Source organism: Microbacterium cremeum, assembly GCF_015277855.1.
In the GTDB taxonomy this organism is placed as follows: domain Bacteria; phylum Actinomycetota; class Actinomycetes; order Actinomycetales; family Microbacteriaceae; genus Microbacterium; species Microbacterium cremeum.
In genome coordinates, this window is record NZ_CP063812.1 from 597,369 (window position 1) to 621,117 (window position 23,749).

The 23,749-nt window shown below is 68.8% G+C and carries 16 protein-coding genes and 1 pseudogene; 12 read left to right on the forward strand and 5 right to left on the reverse strand.

The features are described 5' to 3' along the window. Positions 1-278 precede the first annotated feature (278 nt). The 5 genes and pseudogenes from IM778_RS02560 to IM778_RS02575 form a co-directional block, all read right to left on the reverse strand. Entirely contained in the window at positions 279-1,670 is a 1,392-nt protein-coding gene (locus IM778_RS02560) for an Ig-like domain-containing domain (protein ID WP_194410546.1), read from the reverse strand. Next, complete coding sequence (locus IM778_RS17675; protein ID WP_228484710.1) at positions 1,660-2,208, reverse strand: TIGR03943 family putative permease subunit; 549 nt, start codon at positions 2,206-2,208, stop codon at positions 1,660-1,662. Before IM778_RS17675 ends, IM778_RS02560 begins: the two co-directional genes overlap by 11 nt. Before the next feature lie 111 nt (positions 2,209-2,319). Continuing rightward, positions 2,320-2,505, reverse strand: a pseudogene (locus tag IM778_RS17970) (TIGR03943 family putative permease subunit); the annotation flags it as partial. Further along, a complete protein-coding gene (locus tag IM778_RS02570) occupies positions 2,492-3,586 on the reverse strand; it encodes a permease (RefSeq protein WP_194410548.1) in 1,095 nt (364 codons plus the stop codon). The pseudogene IM778_RS17970 and the gene IM778_RS02570, both read right to left, overlap by 14 nt. Before the next feature lie 85 nt (positions 3,587-3,671). Continuing rightward, on the reverse strand, positions 3,672-7,721 hold the full coding sequence (locus IM778_RS02575; RefSeq protein WP_194410549.1) for a beta-L-arabinofuranosidase domain-containing protein: 4,050 nt from the start codon (positions 7,719-7,721) through the stop codon (positions 3,672-3,674). A gap of 443 nt (positions 7,722-8,164) precedes the next feature. On the opposite strand from IM778_RS02575, the gene IM778_RS02580 reads away from it, so the two are divergent. The 12 genes from IM778_RS02580 (at position 8,165) to IM778_RS02635 (ending at position 23,736) form a co-directional block, all read left to right on the forward strand. After that, positions 8,165-9,022 (forward strand): hypothetical protein, encoded by an 858-nt coding sequence (locus IM778_RS02580; protein WP_228484712.1) that lies wholly within the window; start codon positions 8,165-8,167, stop codon positions 9,020-9,022. Between the two features lie 79 nt (positions 9,023-9,101). Further along, positions 9,102-10,172 carry a WxL protein peptidoglycan domain-containing protein gene (locus tag IM778_RS02585; protein ID WP_194410550.1) on the forward strand — a complete coding sequence of 357 codons (1,071 nt, stop codon included), beginning with the start codon at positions 9,102-9,104 and terminating at the stop codon, positions 10,170-10,172. Continuing rightward, positions 10,169-10,690, forward strand: coding sequence for a hypothetical protein (locus IM778_RS02590; protein WP_194410551.1), 522 nt, complete (start codon positions 10,169-10,171; stop codon positions 10,688-10,690). The genes IM778_RS02585 and IM778_RS02590 overlap by 4 nt, the downstream gene beginning before the upstream one ends. 6 nt (positions 10,691-10,696) lie before the next feature. Further along, entirely contained in the window at positions 10,697-11,716 is a 1,020-nt protein-coding gene (locus IM778_RS02595; protein ID WP_194410552.1) for a LacI family DNA-binding transcriptional regulator, read from the forward strand. 246 nt (positions 11,717-11,962) lie between these two features. Beyond that, positions 11,963-12,967, forward strand: coding sequence for a substrate-binding domain-containing protein (locus tag IM778_RS02600; RefSeq protein WP_194410553.1), 1,005 nt, complete (start codon positions 11,963-11,965; stop codon positions 12,965-12,967). A 121-nt stretch (positions 12,968-13,088) separates the two neighbouring features. Beyond that, positions 13,089-14,696, forward strand: a complete 1,608-nt coding sequence (locus IM778_RS02605) for a sugar ABC transporter ATP-binding protein (protein WP_194410554.1) — start codon at positions 13,089-13,091, stop codon at positions 14,694-14,696. Beyond that, positions 14,693-15,775 carry an ABC transporter permease gene (locus tag IM778_RS02610; RefSeq protein WP_194410555.1) on the forward strand — a complete coding sequence of 361 codons (1,083 nt, stop codon included), beginning with the start codon at positions 14,693-14,695 and terminating at the stop codon, positions 15,773-15,775. Before IM778_RS02605 ends, IM778_RS02610 begins: the two co-directional genes overlap by 4 nt. Continuing rightward, entirely contained in the window at positions 15,772-16,842 is a 1,071-nt protein-coding gene (locus IM778_RS02615; protein WP_194410556.1) for an ABC transporter permease, read from the forward strand. The genes IM778_RS02610 and IM778_RS02615 overlap by 4 nt, the downstream gene beginning before the upstream one ends. Further along, positions 16,842-17,549, forward strand: a complete 708-nt coding sequence (locus IM778_RS02620) for an L-ribulose-5-phosphate 4-epimerase (RefSeq protein ID WP_194410557.1) — start codon at positions 16,842-16,844, stop codon at positions 17,547-17,549. Before IM778_RS02615 ends, IM778_RS02620 begins: the two co-directional genes overlap by 1 nt. Further along, positions 17,546-19,153 (forward strand): xylulokinase, encoded by a 1,608-nt coding sequence (locus IM778_RS02625; RefSeq protein WP_194410558.1) that lies wholly within the window; start codon positions 17,546-17,548, stop codon positions 19,151-19,153. The genes IM778_RS02620 and IM778_RS02625 overlap by 4 nt, the downstream gene beginning before the upstream one ends. Positions 19,154-19,215: 62 nt before the next feature. Next, positions 19,216-20,727: an L-arabinose isomerase gene (gene araA / locus IM778_RS02630; RefSeq protein ID WP_194410559.1), complete on the forward strand. Its 1,512-nt coding sequence runs from the start codon at positions 19,216-19,218 to the stop codon at positions 20,725-20,727. 36 nt (positions 20,728-20,763) lie between these two features. Further along, positions 20,764-23,736, forward strand: coding sequence for an immunoglobulin-like domain-containing protein (locus IM778_RS02635; protein WP_194410560.1), 2,973 nt, complete (start codon positions 20,764-20,766; stop codon positions 23,734-23,736). The last annotated feature ends 13 nt before the right edge of the window (positions 23,737-23,749 follow it).

Here is a 23,749-nt window from a genome sequence, read left to right on the forward strand (position 1 = left end):
AAGACGGGCGCCGTGGCGCCGATGTCTCGCCGATGACGGACACGGCGGAGGTGACCACCGCGCCCGCCTCGTGCGGGTGATCTGACCCGGCCGCGCGAGCGGCCGTCGCGACGCGCGCCGCGGGTGGGTACCGACCCCGCGGCGCGCTGTCGCGCGCCGGGCCTCTGCCGAGATCAGGACAGCTGACGAAGACAGGACGATTCCCGCGAGATCGTCCTGCCTTCGCCAGATGTCCTGTTTTGGGATGCCGCGGAGGGCGCTGCCGCCGACAACCCCGCTCAGATGGCCGGCGCGCGGCACCAGGAGATGGCGAAGCCGGGAACGACCTCGGTCTTCTGCGTCTCGAGCGAGATGAGCCGGGTCTCGACGCGCTCGGGCATGGCCAGGATCGCGTCGTCGAGCGTATTCGCGGCGATGTCAGGTGCGACCACCAGCCCGACCCAGCGACCGCTGGGCGCCGCGCACACCTGCATGACGGCATCCGTCGTCGGCACCTCGGCGATCACGTGCGAACCACCCGCGTCCGTGTGCAGTACCACGCGCTGGCCGGCGAGCGTCCCGGAATCGTTGAAGCTCAGATAGGTGAGGAGCGTTCCGCGCCCCGTCACCTCCTCGGCCGCGAACGGCTGGCCGAGCGCGCCACGGTCACCGGGCGCCGGCGAACGCGAGCCGTCGCGAAGGTCGACGAACTCGGGCCCGTCGTCGGTCCGCACGTACGCCTTCGGCTCGGTGCGGGACACGTCGTCGATCACCGTCGCCTTTCCCAGGGGGACGGGTTCGCCGTCGAGCGCCGGATCGGCGAGCAGGAGGTCGCGGCCGCGCGTGATCAGCAGCAACGACGTGGTGCCCTGGACGAAGCGGAAGTCGTCGATGCGAGGGTCGGAGGCGCCGAGTTCGAGCTGCTGGGGCTTCGCTTCGGGTGCGGAGATGGCACCGAGGAAGACCATCGAATCGCGGAGCGGAATCCCTTCGACGGACGGATCCGTCCACGTGTAGGCGAATCGATCGCCGGAATCCGACAGCTGCAACCTGGCGAGCCGGCCCACCGCGGGAAGCCGCACCTCAGCGACGTGTCCGTCCGGCCGTACCACCACCAGCTCGGAGTCGCCCTGCTCGGTGCGCAGGGCCACCAGCAGACCGCGCGGCGAAGTTCGGAAGTCCTCGATGCGCGGATGCTCGAACACCGTCGTCTGCTCGGCGCCGTCGAGCGTGGTGCGGTAGATGCGGTCCTGCTCCGGCGTCCGCTCGAGCAGGTAGGCCTCGGCAGGAGGCGTCTGAAGCGTCGTCGAGAACGTCGACGTCGGACCACCCGAGATGCCTGTCACCTCGGTGATCGTGACCTCGTAGCGTGTGCCGTCGGCGAGCGGGGCGCCGAAACGGATCCCCACGTCGCGACCGGCGGTGTCGACCGTGAACGGAACATCCGGTTCGATCTCGACGTGGCGCGGGGACACCGCTGCGAGCGGCTGATTGGCGGTGAAGATGACGCGCGAACCCGGAGACGTGGTCGCTGCGGCTGGGTCGGCGAGGACGGAGGACACGCGCGGACCGGTGAGCAGACTGGCGCCTGCCACGGCCGTCGCGGCGAGCGCGATCACGGTGAGGAGGACGAGGTAGATCGATGCGAATCGCCGGCGCTGCGAGGGCGCCGGAGCGGTGTCAGTACTCATACGGGTCTTCGGGTTCGTCGATCGGCGTGATCTTCGTCGGACGGATGGCGAGGCTGTCGTCCCTCGGCGTCACGGCGCCCTCGATGCGCACCCACTGGCCCACATCGATGTCGGACGCCCAGGCCTCGGACGCGACGGGCACGGTCGCGGGCTGCGCGTCGATGACGCAGTGTGTGATCACGAGGCGCGTGAGGAGGAACACCCCCGGGTCCTCCGGGTGGGGCGTCACGAATCCTTCCAGCTCGACGGCATCCCCGACGAAGTCCTCCGGCGATGTCGCCGTGGCGAAGACGGTCGACCAGTCCGGGACGCCGAAGTGCCGCGTATCTCCGGAGCTCACCAGGGCGACGGCATCATCCCGATCGAAGAGTGCCGTCGACGCCGATGCGCGGTCGATCGCCAGGGCGACGGAAAGCGTCGTGGGCGGAAGCAGCCAGGCGCCGACGACGACGGCGGAGGCCAGCGCGCCGCCGAGGACGGACAGGGCGGCAGCGGGCGAAGTCGCCCTCGACGGTCTCGTCGGATGGGCGGAATCCACGTGCGGGTCCTCCGCATCGGGCTTCCCTAGTCCATCGTGATCGTGATCGTGATCGTGATCGTGATCGTGATCGTGATCGTGATCGTGATCGTGATCGCGTTCCGCTCCGAGCGGCAGCGCGAACCCGACGACGCCCACGGCGATCGCGACGACCGCCATGGACACTGCGAACCAGGAGTTGGCGGGATTCAGGTAGAGGCCGAGCTTGCCGGTCAGCGCCAGGACCACGATCGCCACGCCCAGCAGCGCCGCGAGTCCGGCTCCGAGCCAGCGTTCCCATCGGTCACCCAACGACATTCACCACCGCACCGATGAGGAATGCGCTCGCCACGACGATGGCGACGAGCCCGACGAGGAGTCGCGAGGTGAAGGTGGTGCGCAGCAGGGCGAGCATCTTGACGTCCACGAGCGGGCCGATCAGCAGGAAGGCGACGATCGAACCGGGGGTGAAGGTGGAAGCGAAAGACAACGCGAAGAACGCGTCGACGTTGGAACAGATCGCCACGACGACCGCGAGCGCGGCCATCGCCAGAATCGACAGCACGGGGTCGCTGCCGATCGCGATCAGCACATCGCGCGGGACGAGCACCTGGATCGCGCCGGCGAGGGCCGATCCGATGACCAGCGCAGACATGACCGCCCTCAGTTCGGCGAGCAGCTGCGTCACGGAGCGTCGGCCGCGGCCGTCCCTGCCCTGCGTCGGCGGCGTCGCGCACGTCTGCGCGAAGCGGGGGGTGAGCAGCGACTTCGGGTCGGGGTGGCGCGAGTAGAGCCATCCGATGAGGTTGGCGATGGCATAGCCGCCGGCCAGGCGCGCCACGAGGATGCCATCGCTGAAACCGAATGCCTGATGCGTGGTCAGGATGACGATGGGGTTCACGATCGGCGCGGCCATGAGGAACGTCAGCGTCTCGGGCACGGAGAACCCGCGCATCAGCATGCCTCGCGCGAAGGGCACGTTTCCGCATTCGCAGACCGGGACGAGCATGCCCAGCAGCGACAGCACGGCACGGCGCGCCCACGCCGGACGGGGGAGCCATCGCTCGATGGCTCCGGGCGGGACCCAGACCTCGATGACGACGGCGAGCAGCACTCCCAGCATCACGAACGGGAGGGACTCGACGAGCACGCTGACCGCCAGCGTGAGCCCATCCTGCAATCTGTCCGGAAGCGGGACGGCGGTGAACGAGTGTGTGACGAGCGCCGTACCGATCAGGACGACCGTCAGCAGCGCGCCGGCCCAGAGCCGACGTCGCCGGAGCTGCGGTCGCCGCGCTCGTTCGACGGCCGTGCGCTCGGCTGCCGTGACCCGGGTCGCCGCGACGCGCTCTCGCGACGACGGGCTCAGGGTCGCCGCGGGGCGGCGATGTCTAGCCATCTGCGTTCTCCTCTCCCACCTGGAATTCCGGTGAACAGCCCGGATGCCGGCGGCGCATTCACGGCCGCCGGCATCCGGGTACTGGCTACAGCACGCCGCAGGGAGCCTGGGCGTACGGCGCGTTCACCGTGGTGGAGACCTCCTCTCCGCCCACCGTCGCGGTAGCGGTCACCGTTGCTTCGCCCTGCGGAAGGACAGCCGCGCGAGTCGTGAACGCGTAGCTGCCGGTCTTGCCTGCGGCCAGCGTCACGGCTTTCGAGCCGTATGCCGTGTCGATGCGGACGGCGACGGGTACGTCATCGCCGTTCGCGACACTCACGGTGAGCACCGCCTTCCCTGCGACGCAGCGTGTCGCAGTCGTCGCAGTCACCGCCAGTTGCGGCTCCGTCGCCTCGCGAATGACCAGGGTGTAGGTCGTCGACGTCTCGTGATCCTGCGCGAACGAATGGATCGTGAGTGTCTTCTCTTCGCCCGGTACGAGGCTGACCTCGCGCGGCTCGGTGTCGTCGATGAGGATGTTCCCGACCCGGACGAGCCCGGTGGGCACGTTCGGTGTGGCCGTGAACGACATCGACGTGGCGCCCTGGGGGACTGTCACGACGTAGTCGGTCACATCGCCCGAGAACGACGGGGTCAGGACGCCGCCTTCGACGCTCAGACCGGTCAGCGCGGACTCCGTGCTGTAGGTGACGGGGCGCGAGGTGGCGACTCCGAAGACACCGCCGACGAACCCGCCCGTCGACTGGTACCGCACCGTCACGACCGGAATCCGGTTGCCCTGACCATCGAGCACCGGAGCCCCGTTCGCGTCGACCTTGTACCGCACGTCCGGGCCCGTCAGATACTGCGCAGGAATCTGGTCGACGACTTCATAGAAGACGCCGGAACCCGCTGCGTTGGTGATCTGCTGGGTCTTGAACAGTGTGTCGTTCAGGTACACCTGGAACGAGCGCCCGTTGTCACCCGAGAAGTACGTCGTCTCCAGTCGGTTGATCGGGGCGGCCGGATCGATGGCCATGTCATAGCTGAACCATCCGTTGCTGTTCCCATGGCGGTACTGTCGGCCGTTGTGCACACCGACACTCGTCGTGCCTCCGGTCTTCAGGTTCTTCGCGGCCTCACCGTTGTTGTTGTCGAACGTGGTGAGGATGTCGATGAACCGTGCGAGATCGCGCTGACGCTTCTTCTCGTCCAGGATCGCCTGCTGGGCCGCCGGCGAGTCGGGAACCTCGAAGTTCATGTAGATGGCGTAGCGCTGGCCGTGCTGCGAGTAGTGCGGGGTGTAGATCAGATCGCCACCGTTCCGCGTGTTCCGCAGTGTGAACTGCACCTTGCCGTCCGCGCTGTCTTCGATGCGCACGACGTTCTCCGCGACGTTCTCGTACCACTGCGTCGTGTTCTCGGTCGCGACCGTGACCGTCTGCTGGACGTTCGCGGAGGGCGCGAGAGCGATGCGCACGCTCACTCCGACCGTGCCCCAACCGGTCATGTTCTCGGTGCCCAGGCCGGCGCTCAGCACCGTCGGGCCGTACTTGAACGCGACGAAGTCGGGGTTGTCGGGAGTGTCGTAGGCGACGACCTCCATAGGCATCTTCAACTCGATGACATCGCCGGCTGCGACGTCGCTCAGAAGGATGTAGCCCTGTCGGACATCAGGCGTCACCGCGGCACCGTTCACCGTCAGTGTCGGCTCCCCGGCCACCCAGTCCGGCACACGCAGGCGAAGCGTTGCGCCGTCAGCGAGCTCGGTCCCCGTGAGCGCGTCGACGGTGACCCGCACCGTGTCGTCGTTGGGGAGGTTCGCCTCCTGGGTGATGCGCATGTTGCTGTCGGCGTGGTCGTACTGCGAACTGAAGTACAGGTTCACCCAGACTCCGCGGTCGCGTGAGAAGTACAGCGTGTCGGCGAGCTTGGAGAAGTTCTCCATGCCCGTGCCGACGCAGCACCAGAACAGCTGGGATTCGCTCGGCGCCGGTCCGTAGATCTTGTAGTACCCCGGGGCCATCGGATTGAAGTACATGCTCATCCCGTTGTCGGGGTTCTGCGAAGACACGATCGTGTTGATGAACGTGTTCTCGTAGTAGTGCATGTACTTGACGTCCTGCGTCACCTTGAACAGCTCGCGCGACAGCTTGAGCATGTTGTACTCGTTGCACGTCTCAGCTGTCTGAGGGTTGCCCGTCGATCCCTGTTGCGTCGCGTACCGCCACAGCGTGTCGGGGGCCCGGAAGTGCTCCGACTGACTGTTCGCACCGGTGACGTAGGTGTGATGATCCACCACCGTCTGCCAGAAGTTCTGTGCTGCCGAGAGGTACATCCCCAGGTTGTCCTTCTCGGACTGGGTGAGCATCTCGTAGTACTCGGGGTTCTCGGTGAACACCGTGTATCGCTTGAGCGCACCGATGAACTTCGGGATCGTCGTGTTCGCATGACGGCCGGGCAGGACATCAGTCCCGTTGGCGAGCGACTGGAAGAGGGTGACCTCGTCGAAGGCCTGCGCCGCGGTCTTGAAGTGAGGGTTTCCTCCCGACACGTCGAAGAGCTCGTACAGCGCCTCATTCATGCCGCCGTACTCGGTGCCCAGAAGCGCCGCGTTGTTGGTCAGCGTCGAGACGCGTCCGTGCATGTACTCGCCGAAGCCCTCGGCGACCTCGAGCGCGAGCGCCCCGAGTTCGCCCGGCACGTACTCGTACGTGTCGAGCAGGCCGGCCAGGATCTTGTGCAGGTTGTAGTAGGGCACGATCACCTGGTCATCGGAGGTCCCTCGTCCTTCGACCGCATTGAGAGCAGAGTCGCGGAACGGGGCGATGTAGCCGGCGCGCGCCGTGCCGTCATATGTGTCCTGCACCGCGGCGAGACCGCGGACAGTGGCCTCGAGGTCCGCGAGGACGTCGGCCTTGACCGTCGGGTCGTCGCTGTTGGCGTAGTTCATCGCCAGAGCCGACATGTAGTGGCCGAAGGAGTGACCTCGGAAGTTCCACGTCACCGACCCGTTCTCCCATCCGGGGTACGTGGTCGTGTTGATCGCGAAGCTTCCCGGCTTGTAGGAGTTCGCGGTGACGCGGAACCAGTGCAGGTAGCGATCCGGATCGAGGGTGAGGAGGTACTCGATCTCCTTCTCCTGCGCGTTCTTCAGGTAGTCGTCCAGGATCACGACGTCCTCCAGACCGGTGTCCTGGATGGGGGTGACCACGGCGGGAACATACACCTCGAACGTCCTGGTCGTCGTGGGGCCGCCGAGGAAGCTGGCCCGTGCGGTCAGGGTGACCGTGAGGTCGTCCTGACCTGCTTCGGGGCGCACCACCTTGCCCGACGGGGCGATCGTCTCAGGATGCGAGGACGACCACGACACCGTCGTCCCGTTCGACGTGGAGGTGGGCAGCGTCAGGTCGACGGTCGCGGTCGTCGGAACCGTGAGACCGGCCGCCCCTTCGGCCGCCATCGCGGCGCGATCCACCGTGCCGCCGCCGTCTTCGTAGAGCGCGACGACGCCGGTGAGGTCAGCGACGCCTTCGAACAGGCGATAGTCGTCCAGCGCGGACGTCAGGTAGCCGCCGTTGTAGTTCGGTCCGTTGTACCCGATCGACTTCGGCAGCGCCGGGGTGGCTTCGGCGATGATCCCGGTCGCGGTCGCGCTGACGGGCGTCTGCACCGAGGTGGGCACCTTCACGCCGTTGCGGTAGAGGGCGAACTGCTTCGATGCGCTGCTGTAGGTCGCCGTGATGTGCGTCCACTCGCCGACCGGGAAGAACGCCGCCCGATCGGTGGACGCGGCGCGCACCTCGTGCGGTTGTCCACCGCCCTGCCCGAACGAGAACAGGAGGGGGTTGGTGGCGTTGACCGATGATGCGTACCAGCCGGCGCTGTTGTAGGCCCGCTTGTTCCACGAGATGATCTGCTCTCCCGACCCCATCGCCGCCGTGGGCTTGAACCAGAACGACAGCGTGAGTTCGGACGGCACGAGCTCGCTGCTCGTGCCGAGGTCGAGGTAGGTGCTTCCGCCGAGCTTGAGCGCAGCCGTCTCTGTCTTCACTCCCGGCACGTACTCGTAGTTCAACGTCGCAGAGCCGTTGTGGCCCTTCAGCGCCGTCGGATGAGCGAGCGGGCTGCTGTCGGCGACGGTGTTCTCGAACATGAGCTCGAGAACTGGGTCACCCAGCCCGAAGTCATCGAGGGCGTGAGCCGGCGCCACTCCGCCGAGAGCGATCGCCCCGGCTGCGACAGTTGCGACGGCCGATAGACCCGCATGTCGCATCCTCTGATGGCGTCTCAGACGCTGTGAATCTCGCATGCCAACCTCCCTGTTGGACCGACATCCGCCGTGGATGTCGAGCATGGCTTGTGCCGCCAAGGTAGTGGTAGCGGTAACATCGCGCAAGGGGGAAAGGTCGATCGATCAATGTGCGAAGTCGGCACTCGGGCGGGATCGGGTGGTGCCGACGTCGCCTGCTCCTCCGCGCCGGATCACGGCCGGAAGGGGCGCACCGGGAACTCGATCTTGTTTCCGCTAACTGTTCTCGGTAACATCATCGCGAGAGCCCGCCGATCCATCGAAGGATCCGTACGCAAAGGTGCCAGATGCTCCAGCAGACCACCCCGCAGTCGCGGGTGACGTCGTCGGCGCACCCTGTCGCGCACCGGTCGTCCGGACCTGTGACGACGGTGACGACGGATGCCGCAGCATCCGTCGTCGACCGTACGACGGTGCATTCGGCCGGGGCTGGAGATCGTGCGAGACCCGAAGGCCGGACGGTCCGGTCGCTCGCGAAGTCGGACGGCGCAGCTGCCGGCCGGGGATTGGAGAAACGCATGAACAAGAAGGGCCTGCTGGTCCGCACGGCGGTCGGCGTCGTCGGCAGCGTGATGCTGATCGGTGCCGCCGGTGCCGCGATCGCAGACGAGGTCGGCGAGGGCGAGGACGTCAGCGTCAACGTCGAGATCACGCCGCAGGAGCCGGTCGGAGCGCTGACGATGTCGGTCGCGAGCGACTCGACGACGCTCACCGAGGGCGACGCCCCGGCCGAAGGCGTCCGTCAGTTCAACGGCTTGCTTCCGACGGTCACCGTGACCGACGACCGCGAGACCGTGCCCGAGGGCGTCTTCTGGTACGTGACCGGGCAGTCGTCGTCGTTCTCGACCGTGGGCGGCGACACCATCACCGCCGACTACCTGGGCTGGGCGCCGCGCCTGCTCACCGAGGCGCCCGCGGGTGAGGTCGCCGAGGGGCCGGTGGTCGACACCGTGATCGACGGCGGTCCCAATGGCGTCGGCCTCACCGGCGAGGAGCTGCTCGCGATGAGCCTCGATTCCAGCGACGCACGTCCGACGGGATCGTGGTCCGCGAACGCCGACCTGTTCCTGAAGACGCCGTCCACCGTCGCGCCGGGCAGCTACTCGGCGACGCTCACGCTGACCCTGTGGGAGGACGCGAGCTGACACGTCGACCACGCAATCGTGTTGAATCGGGTCGGGGCCGCGCACGCACGGCCCCGACCCTGACGTCTGGACCCGCACTTTGCCCGAATTCCCGCACCGCACCACCGTGCTCCACCGGGTGCTGCTCGTCGCAGCGCTCGTGGCGACGCTCACATCGGCGAGCGCGCCCGCGTTCGCCGATGACACCGACGACGCCGCCGGGCAGCCGACCGTCCGCTGGTCGGTCACGCCCGCCGACGAGAACGGACCCGATGGCCGCACAGCCGTCGAGCTCGACGTCGATCCGGGCGAGACGGTCTCGGACCACTTCGCGGTGCGCAATGTCAGCGCCGACGAGGTGACTTTCCGGCTGACGGCCGCGGACGGCTTCTACACCCGCACCGGTCGCTTCGACATCCTGCCCGCCGATCAGGAGTCGGTGGACTCCGGCACCTGGATCTCGATCCCCGACGAGGTCACCGTCGCGCCCGGTGCGACCGTCGTCGTGCCGTTCGGGATCGCCGTGCCCGAGACCGCCGAGCCGGGCGACCACGCCGCCGGCATCACGGCGTCGGTGCTGTCTGTGCAGACCGGCGACGGCGGCACGAGCGTCGGCGTCGAGAGCCGCGTCGGCTTTCGCGTGCTCACGCGCGTGACCGGTGAGATCGCCCCGGCCGCCGCCGTCACCGACCTCGGGGCGCAGTACGCGCTGTCGTGGAATCCGTTCCGTCCCGGCGAGATCACGGTGACGTTCGACGTCGTGAACGAGGGCAACACGCGGCTCATCGCCGAAGGCGCCGTCGAGGCGGGCGGCCGGAGCGTCGTCTTCCCGGCCGAGGACGGCATCCGTCAAGAACTGCTCCCGGGCGACACCCGCACGCTCACGGCCGTCGTCGAGGACGTGTGGCCGCTGTTCGTCGTGCCCACCACCGTCACGCTCTCGCCGATCGTCGTCACGATGGACGGCGAGAGCTCGACCCTCACGCCCGTCGTCGCCAGCGTGCCGGCGTGGGCCGTGCCCTGGCCGCAGCTCATCATCCTCGCGGGCCTCGCGCTCGTGATCTGGGCGGTGCTGCGTGGGCGCACCCGCTCGCGCCGACGGATCGATGCGCTCGTCGCCGAGGCGCGCGAGGCCGGCCGCCGCGAGGCCGAGAAGGTGGACGCCCCGTGAGTCGTCATCGCACGTCGTTCACCGCCGTGGTCGCGGGCGTCGCCCTCGTGGGCTCGCTGCTGCTCGCACCCGGGCTTCCGGCTGCGGCGGACGAGCCCGATCCCGACTCGGAGGGCGTGACGATCTCGGTCGAGATCGCCCCGCTCGACTGCACGTGGCCGCCCGGCAAGGGCCCCAAGCCCGGAAAGCCGGGCCACGCCGGCCGGCCCGGCCCGCCCGACGCGCCCTGTCATCCCGGCAATCCCGACAACCACCCCGGCAACCCCGGCAACCCGGGCAAACCAGAGAAGCCCGAGAAGCCCGATAAGCCGGGCAAGCCGGGGAAGACCGACGTCGCGTCGTCCTCGACGGCGGATGCCGCACCCGCGGCGCCCGCCGACGCATTCGTGCAGGGTGTCGTGGTCGCAGTCGTGTCGGCGCTGGCAGGTCCGCACGCGCTGCTTCTCGCTCCCGTCGTGGCGTCGTCCCTTCCCAGCACGGGCGACCTCTACGATGTGCAGAGCAAGAGAGCGAGGTGATCGGCCATGTCGGATCAGGCGACGCGAGGCTGGCAGCGCCCCAGCATCTATGACGTGGCCAAGCAGGCAGGCGTCTCGCACATGACCGTGTCGCGCGTGCTCAACGGCCACCCGAACATCCGCGAGTCCACTCGCGAGCGCGTGCTGCAGGCGATCGACGAGATGAACTACACGCGCAGCTCCATCGCGCGTGCTCTCGCGACGCGCCGGGCGATGCGCATCGGAGTCCTCGTCGACAGCCCGGTGCAGTGGGGCCCGAACAGCACGCTGCGCGCCATCGAGAGCGCCGCGCGCGACGCCGGCTACGCGATCAGCGCCTTCTCGATCTCGGACGACGAGGAGTCGAAGATCGACACCGGGGTGGTGGAGCTCGTCACCCAGGGCGTCGATGCGCTCTGCGTCATCGCGCCCCGCGCCTCGTCGCTCGACCTGCTGCGCCAGCAGAGCACGGGCCTGCCGACCCTCGTCATCAAGGCCGAGCCGGATGCCGAGATGCACACGGCCGCGGTCGATCAGCGTGCCGGCGCCATGACTGCCGTGATGCACCTCATCGAGCTCGGTCACCGCTCGATCGCGCACCTGTCCGGACCCCTCGACTGGTACGACGCGCGGGCCCGCGAGCAGGGCTGGCGCGACGCGCTCGCCGACGCCGGGCTCTCGATCGCGCCGCCGGTCGTCGGCGACTGGACGTCGGACTACGGCTATACGTTCGGCAAGACCCACGACTTCTCCGAGGTGACCGCGGTGTTCGCGGCGAACGATCAGATGGCGCTGGGTGTCGTCCACGGGCTCGCCGAACGCGGCCTGCGCGTGCCCGACGACGTGAGCGTCGTGGGTTTCGACGACCTCCCCGACGCGCGCCACTTCCTGCCGCCGCTGACGACCGTGCGGCAGGATTTCGCCGCCCTCGGCGCGCTCGCACTCCAGATCCTGATCGCCGCGATCGAGGGCGAGGACGTCACCGAGCACGACATCATCGAGCCCCGACTGGTGGTGCGGCGCTCGACCTCGGCGCCCCGCTCCTGAGCCGGTGGCGCGCCGCCGACCGCGGCGCGCGGACCCGCCGTGCGCGGCGGTCGCGGCATCCGATGTGTCCGCTCACGGACGCGTGTTAATGTTCGCGGTAACGGTGGCGTAACAAATCCCGAAATGGCAGTTGCGCGCGAGCATGTTAGCGCGCACAATGGACGAGCACACCCGAGAGTGTCCCGCCTGGGGCACAGGGACTTCTCTCTGACCGGGAACGTCGGAGAGTCTCAAGGAGGAGAAAAGATGTCAAACAAGAAGCGGATGCTCGGCCTGATCGGCTTCGTCGGTGCGGGAGCCCTCGCGCTCGGCCTCTCCGGCTGCGCCGGCGGCGACGCAGGCGGTTCCGGCGACGGCGGGTCCGGCGACGAGCTCACCACGGTCGGCTTCGTTGCGGTCGGCCCCGAGGGCGGATGGCGCAATGCCAACGAGCAGGCGATCAAGGACGCCTTCACCGAGGAGGCGGGCTTCGACCTGAAGTACGCTCCCGCGGCCAGCCCCACCGACCAGAAGTCGCAGATCGACGCGTTCGCGACGTTCGTGAACGACGAGGTCGACGTCATCCTCCTCACCGCGACCGAGGCCTCGGGCTGGGAGGACTCGCTCGAGCTGGCCCAGGAGGCCGAGATCCCCGTCATCCTGCTCGACCGCGGTGTCGAGGCCAGCGACGACCTGTACGTCACCCGCATCGCCCCCGACAACGTGAACGTCGCCGGCATGGTCGGCGAGTGGGCTGTCGAGACCTTCCCGGAGGGCGCGAACTACTTCACGCTCGAGGGCGTCCCCGGCCTGTCGGTCGTCAACGAGCGCAACGAGGGCTTCGATGCAGCGATCGAGGGCAAGGACGGCTGGAACAAGATCGGCGCGCAGACCGCCAACTGGACGGCTGACGAGGGCAAGTCGGTCATCGAGACCGTGCTGAAGGAGAACCCCGACCTTCAGTTCATCTTCGCCCAGAACGACGAGATGGGCATCGGCGCGGCCGCTGCCGTCAGCGCCGCGGGTCTCGTCCCCGGCACCGACGTCAAGATCGCCACGATCGACGGCACCACGCCGGCTCTCGAGGCGCTCGCCGCCGGCGAGCTGAGCTTCGTCGCTCAGTACAACCCCTTCTTCGGCGACCTCGCCGTGCAGGCGGTCAACGACGCGCTCGCGGGCGACGACGTCGAGAAGACGATCATCGTCGAGGGTGAGACCTTCAACTCGCCCGAGGCCGCGCAGGCCGCGATCGAAGAGGGCAAGGGCTTCTGACCCGACCCCGTCGACCGGACGAGAAGTGATGCGAGCGGGGGTTTGCCGTTCCGGCGGCCCCCGCTCGTACTCGTTTCCGTCCCCGTACGAGCCCGCGCAGTGACGAAGGAATCCAGCAGCCATGATTGAACCGATCGCGATCGTCGAGGTCCGAAACGCGTCCATCAGCTTTCCGGGAGTGAAGGCGCTCGACGACGTCAGCTTCCGGCTGCTTCCCGGTGAAGTCCACACCCTCATGGGGGAGAACGGCGCCGGAAAGTCCACTCTCATCAAGGCGCTCACCGGCGTCTACCAGATCGACTCCGGCGAGATCGTCGTGGCCGGACAGGTGAGGCACTTCAACAGCACCGCATCCGCTCAGGCGGCGGGAATCTCCACCGTGTACCAGGAGGTCAACCTGTGCACGAACCTCACCATCGGTGAGAACGTCATGCTCGGGCACGAGGTGCACGATTGGACGGGCGTCAACTGGCGCAAGACCTATGCCCGCGCCCGTGAAGCCCTCGCCCGGATGGGTCTCGGCGACCTCGACCCTCGCGCACCCCTGTCATCGATCTCCATCGCGCTGCAGCAGCTCGTCGCCATCAGCCGCGCGATGGTCACCAACTCCAAGGTGCTCATCCTCGATGAGCCCACCTCCAGCCTCGATGCGAACGAGGTCGAGGTGCTCTTCGACGTGATCCGCCGCCTCCGCGACCAGGGTGTTGCGATCCTCTTCGTCTCGCACTTCCTCGACCAGGTCTACGCGATCAGCGACCGCATCACGGTCCTGCGGAACGGCAAGTTCGTCGGCGAGTACCTCAAGCGCGACCTCGACCGCACGCAACTCATCTCGAAGATGATCGGCAAGGACTTCGAGGCGCTCCGCGCCCTCGGCTCCAACCGGCAGACGCAGCAGCGCGACCGCAGCGTCACTCCGCTCTTCGCCGCCGAAGACCTCGGTCGCAAGGGAGCGATCGAGCCCACGAACCTCGAGATCCACGCCGGCGAGGTCGTCGGGTTCGCCGGGCTCCTGGGGGCCGGCCGCACCGAGCTCGCCAGGCTCATCGCCGGGGCTGACAAGGCAGACACCGGGGCGATCCGGGTCCGTGGCAAGAAGGTCTCGCTGAACTCTCCCGTCGCAGGGCTCGCGCACGGCATCGCCTACTCCACGGAGAACCGCCGCGAAGACGGCATCGTGGGGGATCTGAGCGTCCGCGAGAACATCATGCTCGCCGTCCAGGCCCGGCGCGGCTGGCTCCGCCGTGTCCCCGCCCGCGAGGTCGATCAGTTGGTGAAGACGTACATGGCGCGGTTCAGCGTCCGCCCGAACGACCCCGACCGTCCCATTCGCCTGCTCTCGGGCGGCAACCAGCAGAAGGTGCTGCTCGGCCGCTGGCTGGCCACCAACCCGCACCTGCTCCTGCTGGACGAGCCGACGCGCGGTATCGACGTCGGCGCCAAGGCCGACATCCAGGAGACCGTCGCCGAACTCGCCGAAGGCGGGATGGGCGTGGTGTTCATCTCCTCCGAGCTGGAAGAGGTGGTTCGACTCTCCGAGCGGATCGTCATCCTCAAGGACCACGAGAAGGTCGGTGAAGTCGTCAACGGGCCCGAAGTCACCGCCGAGAGCATCGTCTCGGTCATCGCCACAGAGTCCGGCAATGTGGCGGAGAAGACCGTCGATGCGCTTGCCGACGAGGTGGTCGCCGGTGAATCCGCCGCCAACCATGAAGGGAGCGCGTCATGAATCGCGTGAAGACCGCGCTGCGCACGCCCTGGTTCTGGGGCATCGTCGGCATCGCGCTGCTGCTGCTGATCAACTCGATCAAGAACCCGGCGTACCTCGCGCTCAGCATCAACCCGACGACGGGAATGCTCACGGGCAACGTGCTCGACATCCTGCGCGTGTCGGCGCCGATCATCATGATCGCGCTCGGCATGACGTTCGTCATCGCCACGGGCGGGATCGACCTCTCCGTCGGTTCGATGATGGCGGTCGGCGGGGCGGTCGCCATGGAGACGCTTCGCAGCCTGGACGGATCGTCACCCATCGGCGCGATGTTCGCGGCGATCGGCCTGGCGGTCGTGCTCGCGATGGTCCTCGGCGCGATCAACGGCTTCTTGGTGTCGGTCGTCGGGCTGCAACCGTTCATCACGACGCTGATCATGATGCTCGCCGCCCGCGGGATCGCCCGCGTCGTGACCGGCGGGCAGAACACCAACGCCACGAACGAGCCCTTCCGCCTTCTCGCGAACGGACAGATCTTCGGCATCCCGACCAGCTTCGTGCTCGCCATCGCGATCGTCCTGCTCATTGCGCTCGCGATGCGCCGCACGGCGCTCGGTCTCATGATCGAGTCCATCGGGATCAACCCGCACGCGAGCCGGCTCGCCGGTATCCGGCCCCGGCCCATCCTGTTCGGCGTCTATGTCCTCTCCGCTGCACTCGCCGCGGTCGGCGGCCTGTTCAGCGTCTCGGAAGTGATGACGGTGAGCGTAGGCGGCACGGGCAACCTGATGGAGCTCGATGCGATCCTCGCCGTCGTCATCGGCGGCACCTCGCTCGCCGGTGGCAAGTTCTCCATCGTGGGATCCACCGTCGGGGCGCTCCTCATCGCGACCCTGAACAAGACCGTGCTCTTCCTCGGCATCCCTGCCGCCGCGACGCCGGCCTTCAAGGCCGTCGTCATCATCGTCCTCGTGCTGCTGCAGTCGGAGCGCGTGCGCTCGTGGGCCTTCGGCGGCTCGTCACGCAGATCCAGCGGGCCGACTCGACCCGCAGCGGAACAGGGCACGCCGCCCGTCTCGAAGGAGGTCGTCGCATGAGCTCTACGCGCACGCTCGCCGAAGCAATACCCCCCGTCCCCAACCTGGCGGAGACCAAGAACACCGCGGTCGCCGGTGGTCTGGCTCGCCTCTGGGAGCGCAATCAGACGCTGATCCCGACCCTCGCCGCGCTCGTGCTGCTGTTCGGCATGCTCATCTACGCCGAGGTGGCGTACGGCCGGGTGTTCCACGCGGGAACCATGTCGAGCCTCCTCATCAGCTTCGCACCCACGATCATCCTGGCCGTCGGAATGACGATCGTCATCGTCTCGGGCGGAATCGACCTGTCCGTCGGTGCCGTCGTCGCCTTCAGCTCGGTCGCCGGCGTGATGCTCATGAACATCGGCATCGACGGCTGGGCATCGATGGTCCTCATGATCCTGTTCGGTGCGCTCTTCGGCGTGATCGCAGGCGTCATGGTCCAGTACTTCAGCGTGCAGCCCTTCATCGCGACGCTGGCGATGATGTTCCTGGCCCGCGGACTGGCCTCGATGCTCTCGACCACGCCCATCCAGGCGCCCGAGAACTCGCCCATCCACCTGCTGGCCACCGACTGGAAGCTCATCGACGGGCCCAAGGTCAACGACCTCACCATCACCCCCGGCCTGATCATCGCCGTGCTGGTGGTGCTGGGCGGGATGTTCTACATGCACCGCAGCCGCAGCGGGCGCACGGTCTACGCCATCGGCGGCAACGAGTCGTCGGCGGGTCTGATGGGCTTGCCGGTCGCGCGGACGCGGGTGGGGATCTACATCATCTCGGGCGCGCTGGCCGGCCTCGCGGCGGTGGTCTACACCGCTGAAGTCGGCGGCAAGGCGCAGAACGTCACCGGCATCGGCTGGGAGCTCGACGCGATCGCGGCCGTCGTCATCGGCGGAACACTGCTCACGGGCGGCTACGGCTACATCCTCGGCTCCGTCGTCGGCGTGTTCGTGATCGCCGCCATGCGTCTCATCATCACGAAGGACGGCACGATCAACCCCGAATACCTCACGATCATCACGGGCGGCGTTCTGCTCGTGTTCGTGCTGCTGCAGCGCGTTCTCACGCGGCGGAGGGCAAGCTGATGGCAGCTCTCACACCCGAGGTCCAGGCATCCGTCGACGCCGTCCGCGAGGACGTCGCGAAGCTCCACGGCGAGCTCGTCCGGTACGGGCTCGTCGTCTGGACCGGCGGCAACGTCTCGGGCCGCGTGCCCGGCGCCGACCTGTTCGTCATCAAGCCCTCGGGCGTCTCGTACGACGACCTCGCGCCCGAGAACATGATCCTGTGCGACCTCGACGGCAACGTCATCCCCGGCACGCCCGGCAGCGACCGGTCGCCGTCGAGCGACACCGCGGCGCACGCGTACGTGTATCGGAACATGCCCGACGTCGGGGGAGTCGTGCACACGCACTCCACCTACGCGGTGGCGTGGGCGGCGCGCGGCGAGGAGATCCCGTGCGTCATCACGGCGATGGCCGACGAGTTCGGCGGACCCATCCCGATCGGACCGTTCGCGATCATCGGCGACGACTCGATCGGCCGCGGCATCGTCGAGACGCTCTCGGGCCACCGCTCCCGTGCCGTGCTGATGCAGAATCACGGCCCCTTCACGATCGGCACCTCGGCCAAGGACGCGGTCAAGGCCGCGGTCATGGTGGAGGACGTGGCCCGCACCGTGCACCTCGCCCGTGAGGCGGGTCCGCTGATCCCCATCCCGCAGGACGCGATCGACCGCCTGTACGACCGGTACCAGAACGTCTACGGGCAGACCGGGGACGAGAGGCGATGACCGGGATGCAGCAGGCCGACGTCGCGGCGGCGATCCAGGACGGACGCGCGGTGCTCGGGATCGAGCTCGGCTCCACCCGCATCAAGGCGTGCCTGGTGCTCGCCGACGACCCGTCGACCGTGCTCGCCGTCGGCAGCCACGCGTGGGAGAACCGCTTCGTCGAGCGCCTGTGGACGTACACGCTCGAGGACGTGTGGACCGGCCTGCAGGCCGCGTACGCCGACCTCGTCGCCGACGTGCGGCGGACCCACGGCGTCGGACTCGACAGGCTCGGCGCGATCGGCGTGTCGGCGATGATGCACGGCTACCTCGCGTTCGACGAGAGCGGCGAACTGCTCACGGCGTTCCGCACGTGGCGCAACACCAACACCGACCGGGCTGCGGCGGTGCTGTCGGAGCTGTTCGGGGCCAACATTCCGCTGCGCTGGTCGGTCGCGCATCTCTACCAGGCGGTGCTCGACGAGGAGCCCCACATCCCCGACGTGCGCTTCCTCACGACGCTCGCCGGCTACGTCCACTTCAGGCTCACCGGGCGCAAGGTGCTCGGCATCGGCGACGCGTCGGGCATGTTCCCGATCGACCCGGCCACCCGCGACTACGACCTCGGCATGATCGAGAAGTTCGACCGGCTCGTGGCGGATCGCGCGTACGGGCTGCACGTCTCGGACCTGCTCCCCGAGGTGCTCGTCGCGGGGCAGCCTGCCGGCGAGCTCACCGCCGAGGGCGCCGCGCTGCTCGACCCCAGCGGTGCGCTGCAGCCGGGCGCGGTGTTCTGCCCGCCCGAGGGCGACGCCGGCACCGGCATGGTGGCGACCTGCTCGGTCGCCCCGCGCACCGGCAACGTGAGCGCGGGCACGAGCATCTTCGCGATGGTCGTGCTCGAGCGGCCGCTCCAGCGCGTGCACCACGAGCTCGATGTGGTGGCGACGCCGGCGGGCGACCTGGTGGCGATGGTCCACTGCAACAACGGGGCGAGCGAGCTGGCCGCGTGGGTCGGCCTGTTCGAGCGGTTCGCCGGGGTGACCGGCGGCGAGCTCGACGCCGACGAGGTGTTCGAGGCCCTCTTCCGCGAGGCGCTGGACGGCGACCCGGATGCCGGGGGCCTGCTGGCCTACAACCACCTGGCCGGCGAGCCCATCGCCGGCCTCACCGAGGGCCGGCCGCTGTTCGTGCGCACGCCCGACAGCCGCTTCACCCTCGCGAACTTCATGCGGGCGCAGCTGTACGGCGTGTTCGGCACGCTCGCCCTCGGGATGCGCGTGCTCGAGACGGAGGGTGTCGCGCTCGATCGGATGTTCGCGCACGGCGGCATCTTCCGCACCGCGGGAGTCGCGCAGCGGTTCCTCGCCGGTGCGATCGGTGCGCCGGTCGCCGTCGGCGAGACCGCTTCGGAAGGCGGTGCCTGGGGCATCGCGGTGCTCGCGGCGTACCTGTCGGCCGCGGGCGAGGCAGACCTCGACGCGTACCTGCGCGAGCGCGTGTTCGGCGGCGCCGACTTCGCGATCGTCGAGCCCGACCCCGAGGACGTGCCCGGGTTCGCCGCCTACCTCTCGCGGTACCGCGCGGGGCTCGCCGTCGAGGCCGCGGCCGTCCGCGCCCTCTAGACCGTTACGACTCGTCGCTGGCCTCCTGGCTCAACGACCGGAATCACCGAAGGACACACCGCATGACCCGTCAGCCTCTCGCCACCTCCCTCGACTCGTACGAGGTGTGGTTCGTCACCGGCAGCCAGAACCTCTATGGCGAGGAGACGCTGCGCCAGGTGGCGCAGCAGTCGCAGGCCGTCGTCGACGGGCTGTCGGGGCTTCCGGTGAAGGTCGTATGGAAGCCGGTTCTGAAGGACAGCGACTCGATCCGCCGCCTCGCGCTCGAGGTGAACGCCCGGGACGACGTCATCGGCGTGATGGCGTGGATGCACACGTTCAGCCCCGCGAAGATGTGGATCGCGGGCCTCGACGCGCTGCAGAAGCCGCTGCTGCACCTGCACACCCAGGCCAACGTCGAGCTGCCGTGGGCCGACATCGACTTCGACTTCATGAACCTCAACCAGGCCGCGCACGGCGACCGCGAGTTCGGGTACATCCAGACGCGCCTGGGCGTCGCGCGCAAGACCGTGGTCGGCCATGTGTCGAACCCGGCCGTGCGGCAGCAGGTCGAGGACTGGCAGCGCGCCGCCGCGGGCTGGACGGCCGCCCGCACCCTCAAGCTCGCGCGGTTCGGCGACAACATGCGCTACGTCGCGGTCACCGAGGGCGACAAGACCGAGGCGGAGCTGCGGTTCGGCGTGCAGGTGAACACGTGGGGTGTGAACGAGCTCGCCGAGGCGGTGGATGCCGCGACCGACGCCGACATCGACGCCCTGGTCGAGGAGTACCTGGAGTCGTACGACGTCGCCTCCGAGCTCCTCCCCGACGGCGAGCGTCACCAGTCGCTCCGCGACGGCGCGGCGATCGAGCTCGGCCTGCGGTCGTTCCTCGAGGAGGGCGGATTCGGGGCGTTCACGACCTCGTTCGAAGACCTCGGCGCGCTGAAGCAGCTCCCGGGCCTGGCGGTGCAGCGGCTCATGGCCGAGGGGTACGGGTTCGGCGCCGAGGGCGACTGGAAGACCGCGATCCTGGTGCGCGTCGCGAACGTGATGGGCGCGGGACTGCCCGGCGGCGCGAGCCTCATGGAGGACTACACGTACGACCTGGTCGCCGGCGACGAGAAGATCCTCGGTGCGCACATGCTCGAGGTGTCGCCGTCGCTGACCACCGCGAAGCCGCGCCTCGAGATCCACCCCCTCGGCATCGGCGGCAAGGACGACCCGGTGCGGCTGGTCTTCACCGCCGACCCCGGTCCCGCGCTCGTGGTCGCGATGAGCGACATGCGCGACCGGTTCCGCCTGGTCGCCAACGTCGTCGAGAACGTCGACGCCCCTGACCTGCCGAAGCTTCCCGTGGGCCGCGCGGTGTGGAAGCCGCAGCCCGACTTCGCCACCTCCGCCGCGTGCTGGCTGACCGCGGGCGCCGCGCACCACACCGTCATGACGACCGCCGTCGGCCTCGAGGTCTTCCGCGACTTCGCCGAGATCGCCGGCACCGAGCTCGCCGTCATCGACGACGACACCACCGTCCACGCGTTCCAGCGCGAGCTGCGGTGGAACCAGGCGTACTACCGGCTCGCTCAGGGACTCTGAGCGCGCGACCCGACCCGACCCGAGGAGCTCTCACCGATGAGAACGCAACCGACCCTCCCCGCGCGCGCCGCGCGCCGACGCGCCATCGCAGCGGGTGTCGCGGCATCCGTCGCCGTGTCGCTGATGGGCTTCACGGCACCGTTGGCGGCGACCGCGGCCGAGGTGCCCGCACCCACGGCGCACTACGACATGTCGCACGCGGGCGGGAGCCTGCTCGACGTGTCGGGCAACGGGCGCCACGCCGCGCTCACGGGCCTCACCGACGCGTCGTTCGCCGACGCGGCCGGTGACGACGTGCTGCGGTTCCGCGCCGACGGCTACGCATCGCTGCCGCAGGGGCTCGTGACCGGCGCCGACAACGACTTCACGGTCGAGTACACGGTCTCGACGCAGACCGCGGCCAACCACTTCGGCTGGGTGATCGGCGACGGCGTCGGACCGTGGAACACCACCCAGCTCGGCAATCACATCTTCCTGAGCCCGCGATCGGCGCAGGGCGGCTACACCAACCAGGTGCTCGCCGCCATCCGCGTGAAGTCGGGCACCGACAACGGCGAGTCGCGCATGCCCGCGGGCGGCGGCCTCAACCCGGGCTTCACGACCCTCACGATGGTCGGCTCGGGAAGTACGCTGACGCTGTACCGCGACGGTGCCGTGATCTCGACGCTCACGCACGCGCGCTCGCTCAGCTCGATCATCCCGAGCGGCAGCGTGCTGGGCTATCTGGGCCGGTCCCTGTACCAGGGCGACCCGCTCCTGCGTGCCGACGTCGCCGACGTGAAGGTGTGGGATGTCGCCCTCACCGCCGAGGAGGTCACCGCCAGCATGCCGACCGCCGCTGAGAAGACCGCGGCGACGGCCGCACTGCTGCGCGGCGACGTGCTCGCCGTCATGCTGGGCGCCAACCCCGCACTCGACAGCGTGTCGAGCAAGCTGACGCTTCCGGCATCCGTCAACGGCGTGAGCCTCACGTGGGCCTCGTCGGCCCCCGAGATCGTGTCGGCCACCGGCGTCGTCACGCGGACGATCACCGAGAACGCGTCGGCGACGCTCACGGCCACGACCTCGCTCGGCACGACGCTCACATTCGAGGTGACGGTGCTCGCACCGGCCGTCTCGGCCGACCTCGACGCGATCTCGCTCGCCGCGCGCACCACCGAGCACCTGCCGCTGGTCACGTCGGGCGCCGTCAACGGCGCGTCGATCGCGTGGACGTCGTCCGACCCGCAGCTGGTGACGCCGACGGATGCCTCGTACGCGGCGCCCGCCGTGGGCGCAGCGGACCCCTACCGCGGGGGCGGCCTGGTGACGCGGCCGGCGTACGGCTCGGGCGACCGCGAGGTCACCCTCACCGCGACCGCCACGCTCAACGGCGAGACGGCGCAGCGCACGTTCCAGGTGTCGGTCGCCGAGAAGGGCCGCTGGGCGCCCGACAGGGGCTACGCCGCGGCGTACTTCAAGTCCGACAGCGACGAGAAGATCTACCAGGCGGCGACCTCGGGCAACGACTTCTTCACGTTCTCGCCCGTCAACGGCGGCAGCGCCGTGATCACGTCGACCGCCGACACGAAGGGCCTGCGCGACCCGTACATCCTCCGCTCGAGCCAGGGCGACAAGTACTACATGATCGCGACCGACCTCTGCATCGGCTGCGGCACCGGCTGGGGGCCCGCGCAGTCCGCGGGCAGCCTCAAGGTGCACGTGTGGGAGTCGACGGATCTGGTCGAATGGACTCGGACGAACGGCGAGAACGCCGGCATCACGATCAACCAGCCCGAGGCCGGCATGACGTGGGCGCCGGAGGCGTACTGGGACGACGAGCTGCAGTCGTACGTGGTGTTCTTCGCCTCGCGCCTGTACTCCGACGCGAGCCACACGAACACCGACAAGCTCTACGCGCGCATGTTCTACGTCCTGACGCGAGACTTCAAGACGTTCACGTATCCGCCGGCGACGTGGCAGGACACCGGGTACGCGCGGATCGACTCCACGGTGACGAGGATCGGCGACTACTACTACCGATTCACCAAGAACGAGGAGAGCGGCGCGGCCGGCATCCTGGAGGCGGGCAAGGACATCTTCCTGGAGCGGTCGAAGGTGCTCACGTCTCCCACGACGCAGTCGAACTGGTCGGGTAACCCCGAGACGACGTGGCAGCTCACCGACACCCGGATGACGAGCCTCGAGACCGGGCAGTCGGGTGAGGGTCCGCAGGTGGTCAAGCTGAACGACGGCGACCCGAACAACAACGCGGCGGGCGACGGGTACGTGTTCCTCGTCGACAACTACGGGGCGGGCGGCTACCGCGCGTTCGTCACGTCGGAGCAGGCCATCGCGTCCAGCACGCAGGCCGACCGGCTGTCGCACCGGGCGGAGTGGAACGTCCGGCCCATCGGCGGCCTGCCGGCGAGCCCGCGACACGGCTCGTTCGTGAGCGTGACGCAGTCCGTGCTCGACGCGATGCACGGCTGGACCGCCGTCGAAGCGGTCGACTCGGTCACCGAGCTCACCGTCGACGGCCGCACCGCCACAGCCCGGGTGACCGCGGCCGACGAGGGCGAGGTCGCCGGGACGGTGACGTTCTCGGGCGGCCAGTGGAGCGCCACCGTCGACCTGGACGGCGGCACCGCGACCGTCGACGTGCCCGACGGTGTGTCGTCGGTCACGGCGCACTACGACGGCTACGGCGACGACCTGGTCGCCGTCTCGACCTCGGAGACGGTGTCGCTCGGCCTCGACCTCGCGGCCACCGCCATCACGCGCTGCGTCGCCGGCAAGGTCACCGAAGTCGTCAGCGTCTCCAACCGCGACGACGTCACCGCCTCGGTCACGGTCGAGGGTCGCTACGGCAGCAAGACGGTGTCGCTCGCCGCGGGCAAGACCGTCTCGGTCAGCTTCACGACGCGTGCCACCGCCATCGTCGCCGGCACCGTGACCGTGACCGCCACGGCGGGCGACGGCCGCACCCACTCGTCGACGACGATCGTGCCGGCCGCCACCTGCCAGTAGACCTCGGTCGCTC

Excerpts from the sequence above, each read along its gene's own strand:
- IM778_RS02560 (WP_194410546.1), bottom strand. The coding sequence starts at position 1,670 with ATGAGTACTGACACCGCTCCGGCGCCCTCGCAGCGCCGGCGATTCGCA.
- IM778_RS02570 (WP_194410548.1), bottom strand. The coding sequence starts at position 3,586 with ATGGCTAGACATCGCCGCCCCGCGGCGACCCTGAGCCCGTCGTCGCGA.
- IM778_RS02575 (WP_194410549.1), bottom strand. The coding sequence starts at position 7,721 with ATGTTCGAGAACACCGTCGCCGACAGCAGCCCGCTCGCTCATCCGACG.
- IM778_RS02580 (WP_228484712.1), top strand. The coding sequence starts at position 8,165 with ATGCTCCAGCAGACCACCCCGCAGTCGCGGGTGACGTCGTCGGCGCAC.
- IM778_RS02595 (WP_194410552.1), top strand. The coding sequence starts at position 10,697 with ATGTCGGATCAGGCGACGCGAGGCTGGCAGCGCCCCAGCATCTATGAC.
- IM778_RS02600 (WP_194410553.1), top strand. The coding sequence starts at position 11,963 with ATGTCAAACAAGAAGCGGATGCTCGGCCTGATCGGCTTCGTCGGTGCG.
- IM778_RS02605 (WP_194410554.1), top strand. The coding sequence starts at position 13,089 with ATGATTGAACCGATCGCGATCGTCGAGGTCCGAAACGCGTCCATCAGC.
- IM778_RS02610 (WP_194410555.1), top strand. The coding sequence starts at position 14,693 with ATGAATCGCGTGAAGACCGCGCTGCGCACGCCCTGGTTCTGGGGCATC.
- IM778_RS02615 (WP_194410556.1), top strand. The coding sequence starts at position 15,772 with ATGAGCTCTACGCGCACGCTCGCCGAAGCAATACCCCCCGTCCCCAAC.
- IM778_RS02620 (WP_194410557.1), top strand. The coding sequence starts at position 16,842 with ATGGCAGCTCTCACACCCGAGGTCCAGGCATCCGTCGACGCCGTCCGC.
- IM778_RS02625 (WP_194410558.1), top strand. The coding sequence starts at position 17,546 with ATGACCGGGATGCAGCAGGCCGACGTCGCGGCGGCGATCCAGGACGGA.
- araA (WP_194410559.1), top strand. The coding sequence starts at position 19,216 with ATGACCCGTCAGCCTCTCGCCACCTCCCTCGACTCGTACGAGGTGTGG.
- IM778_RS02635 (WP_194410560.1), top strand. The coding sequence starts at position 20,764 with ATGAGAACGCAACCGACCCTCCCCGCGCGCGCCGCGCGCCGACGCGCC.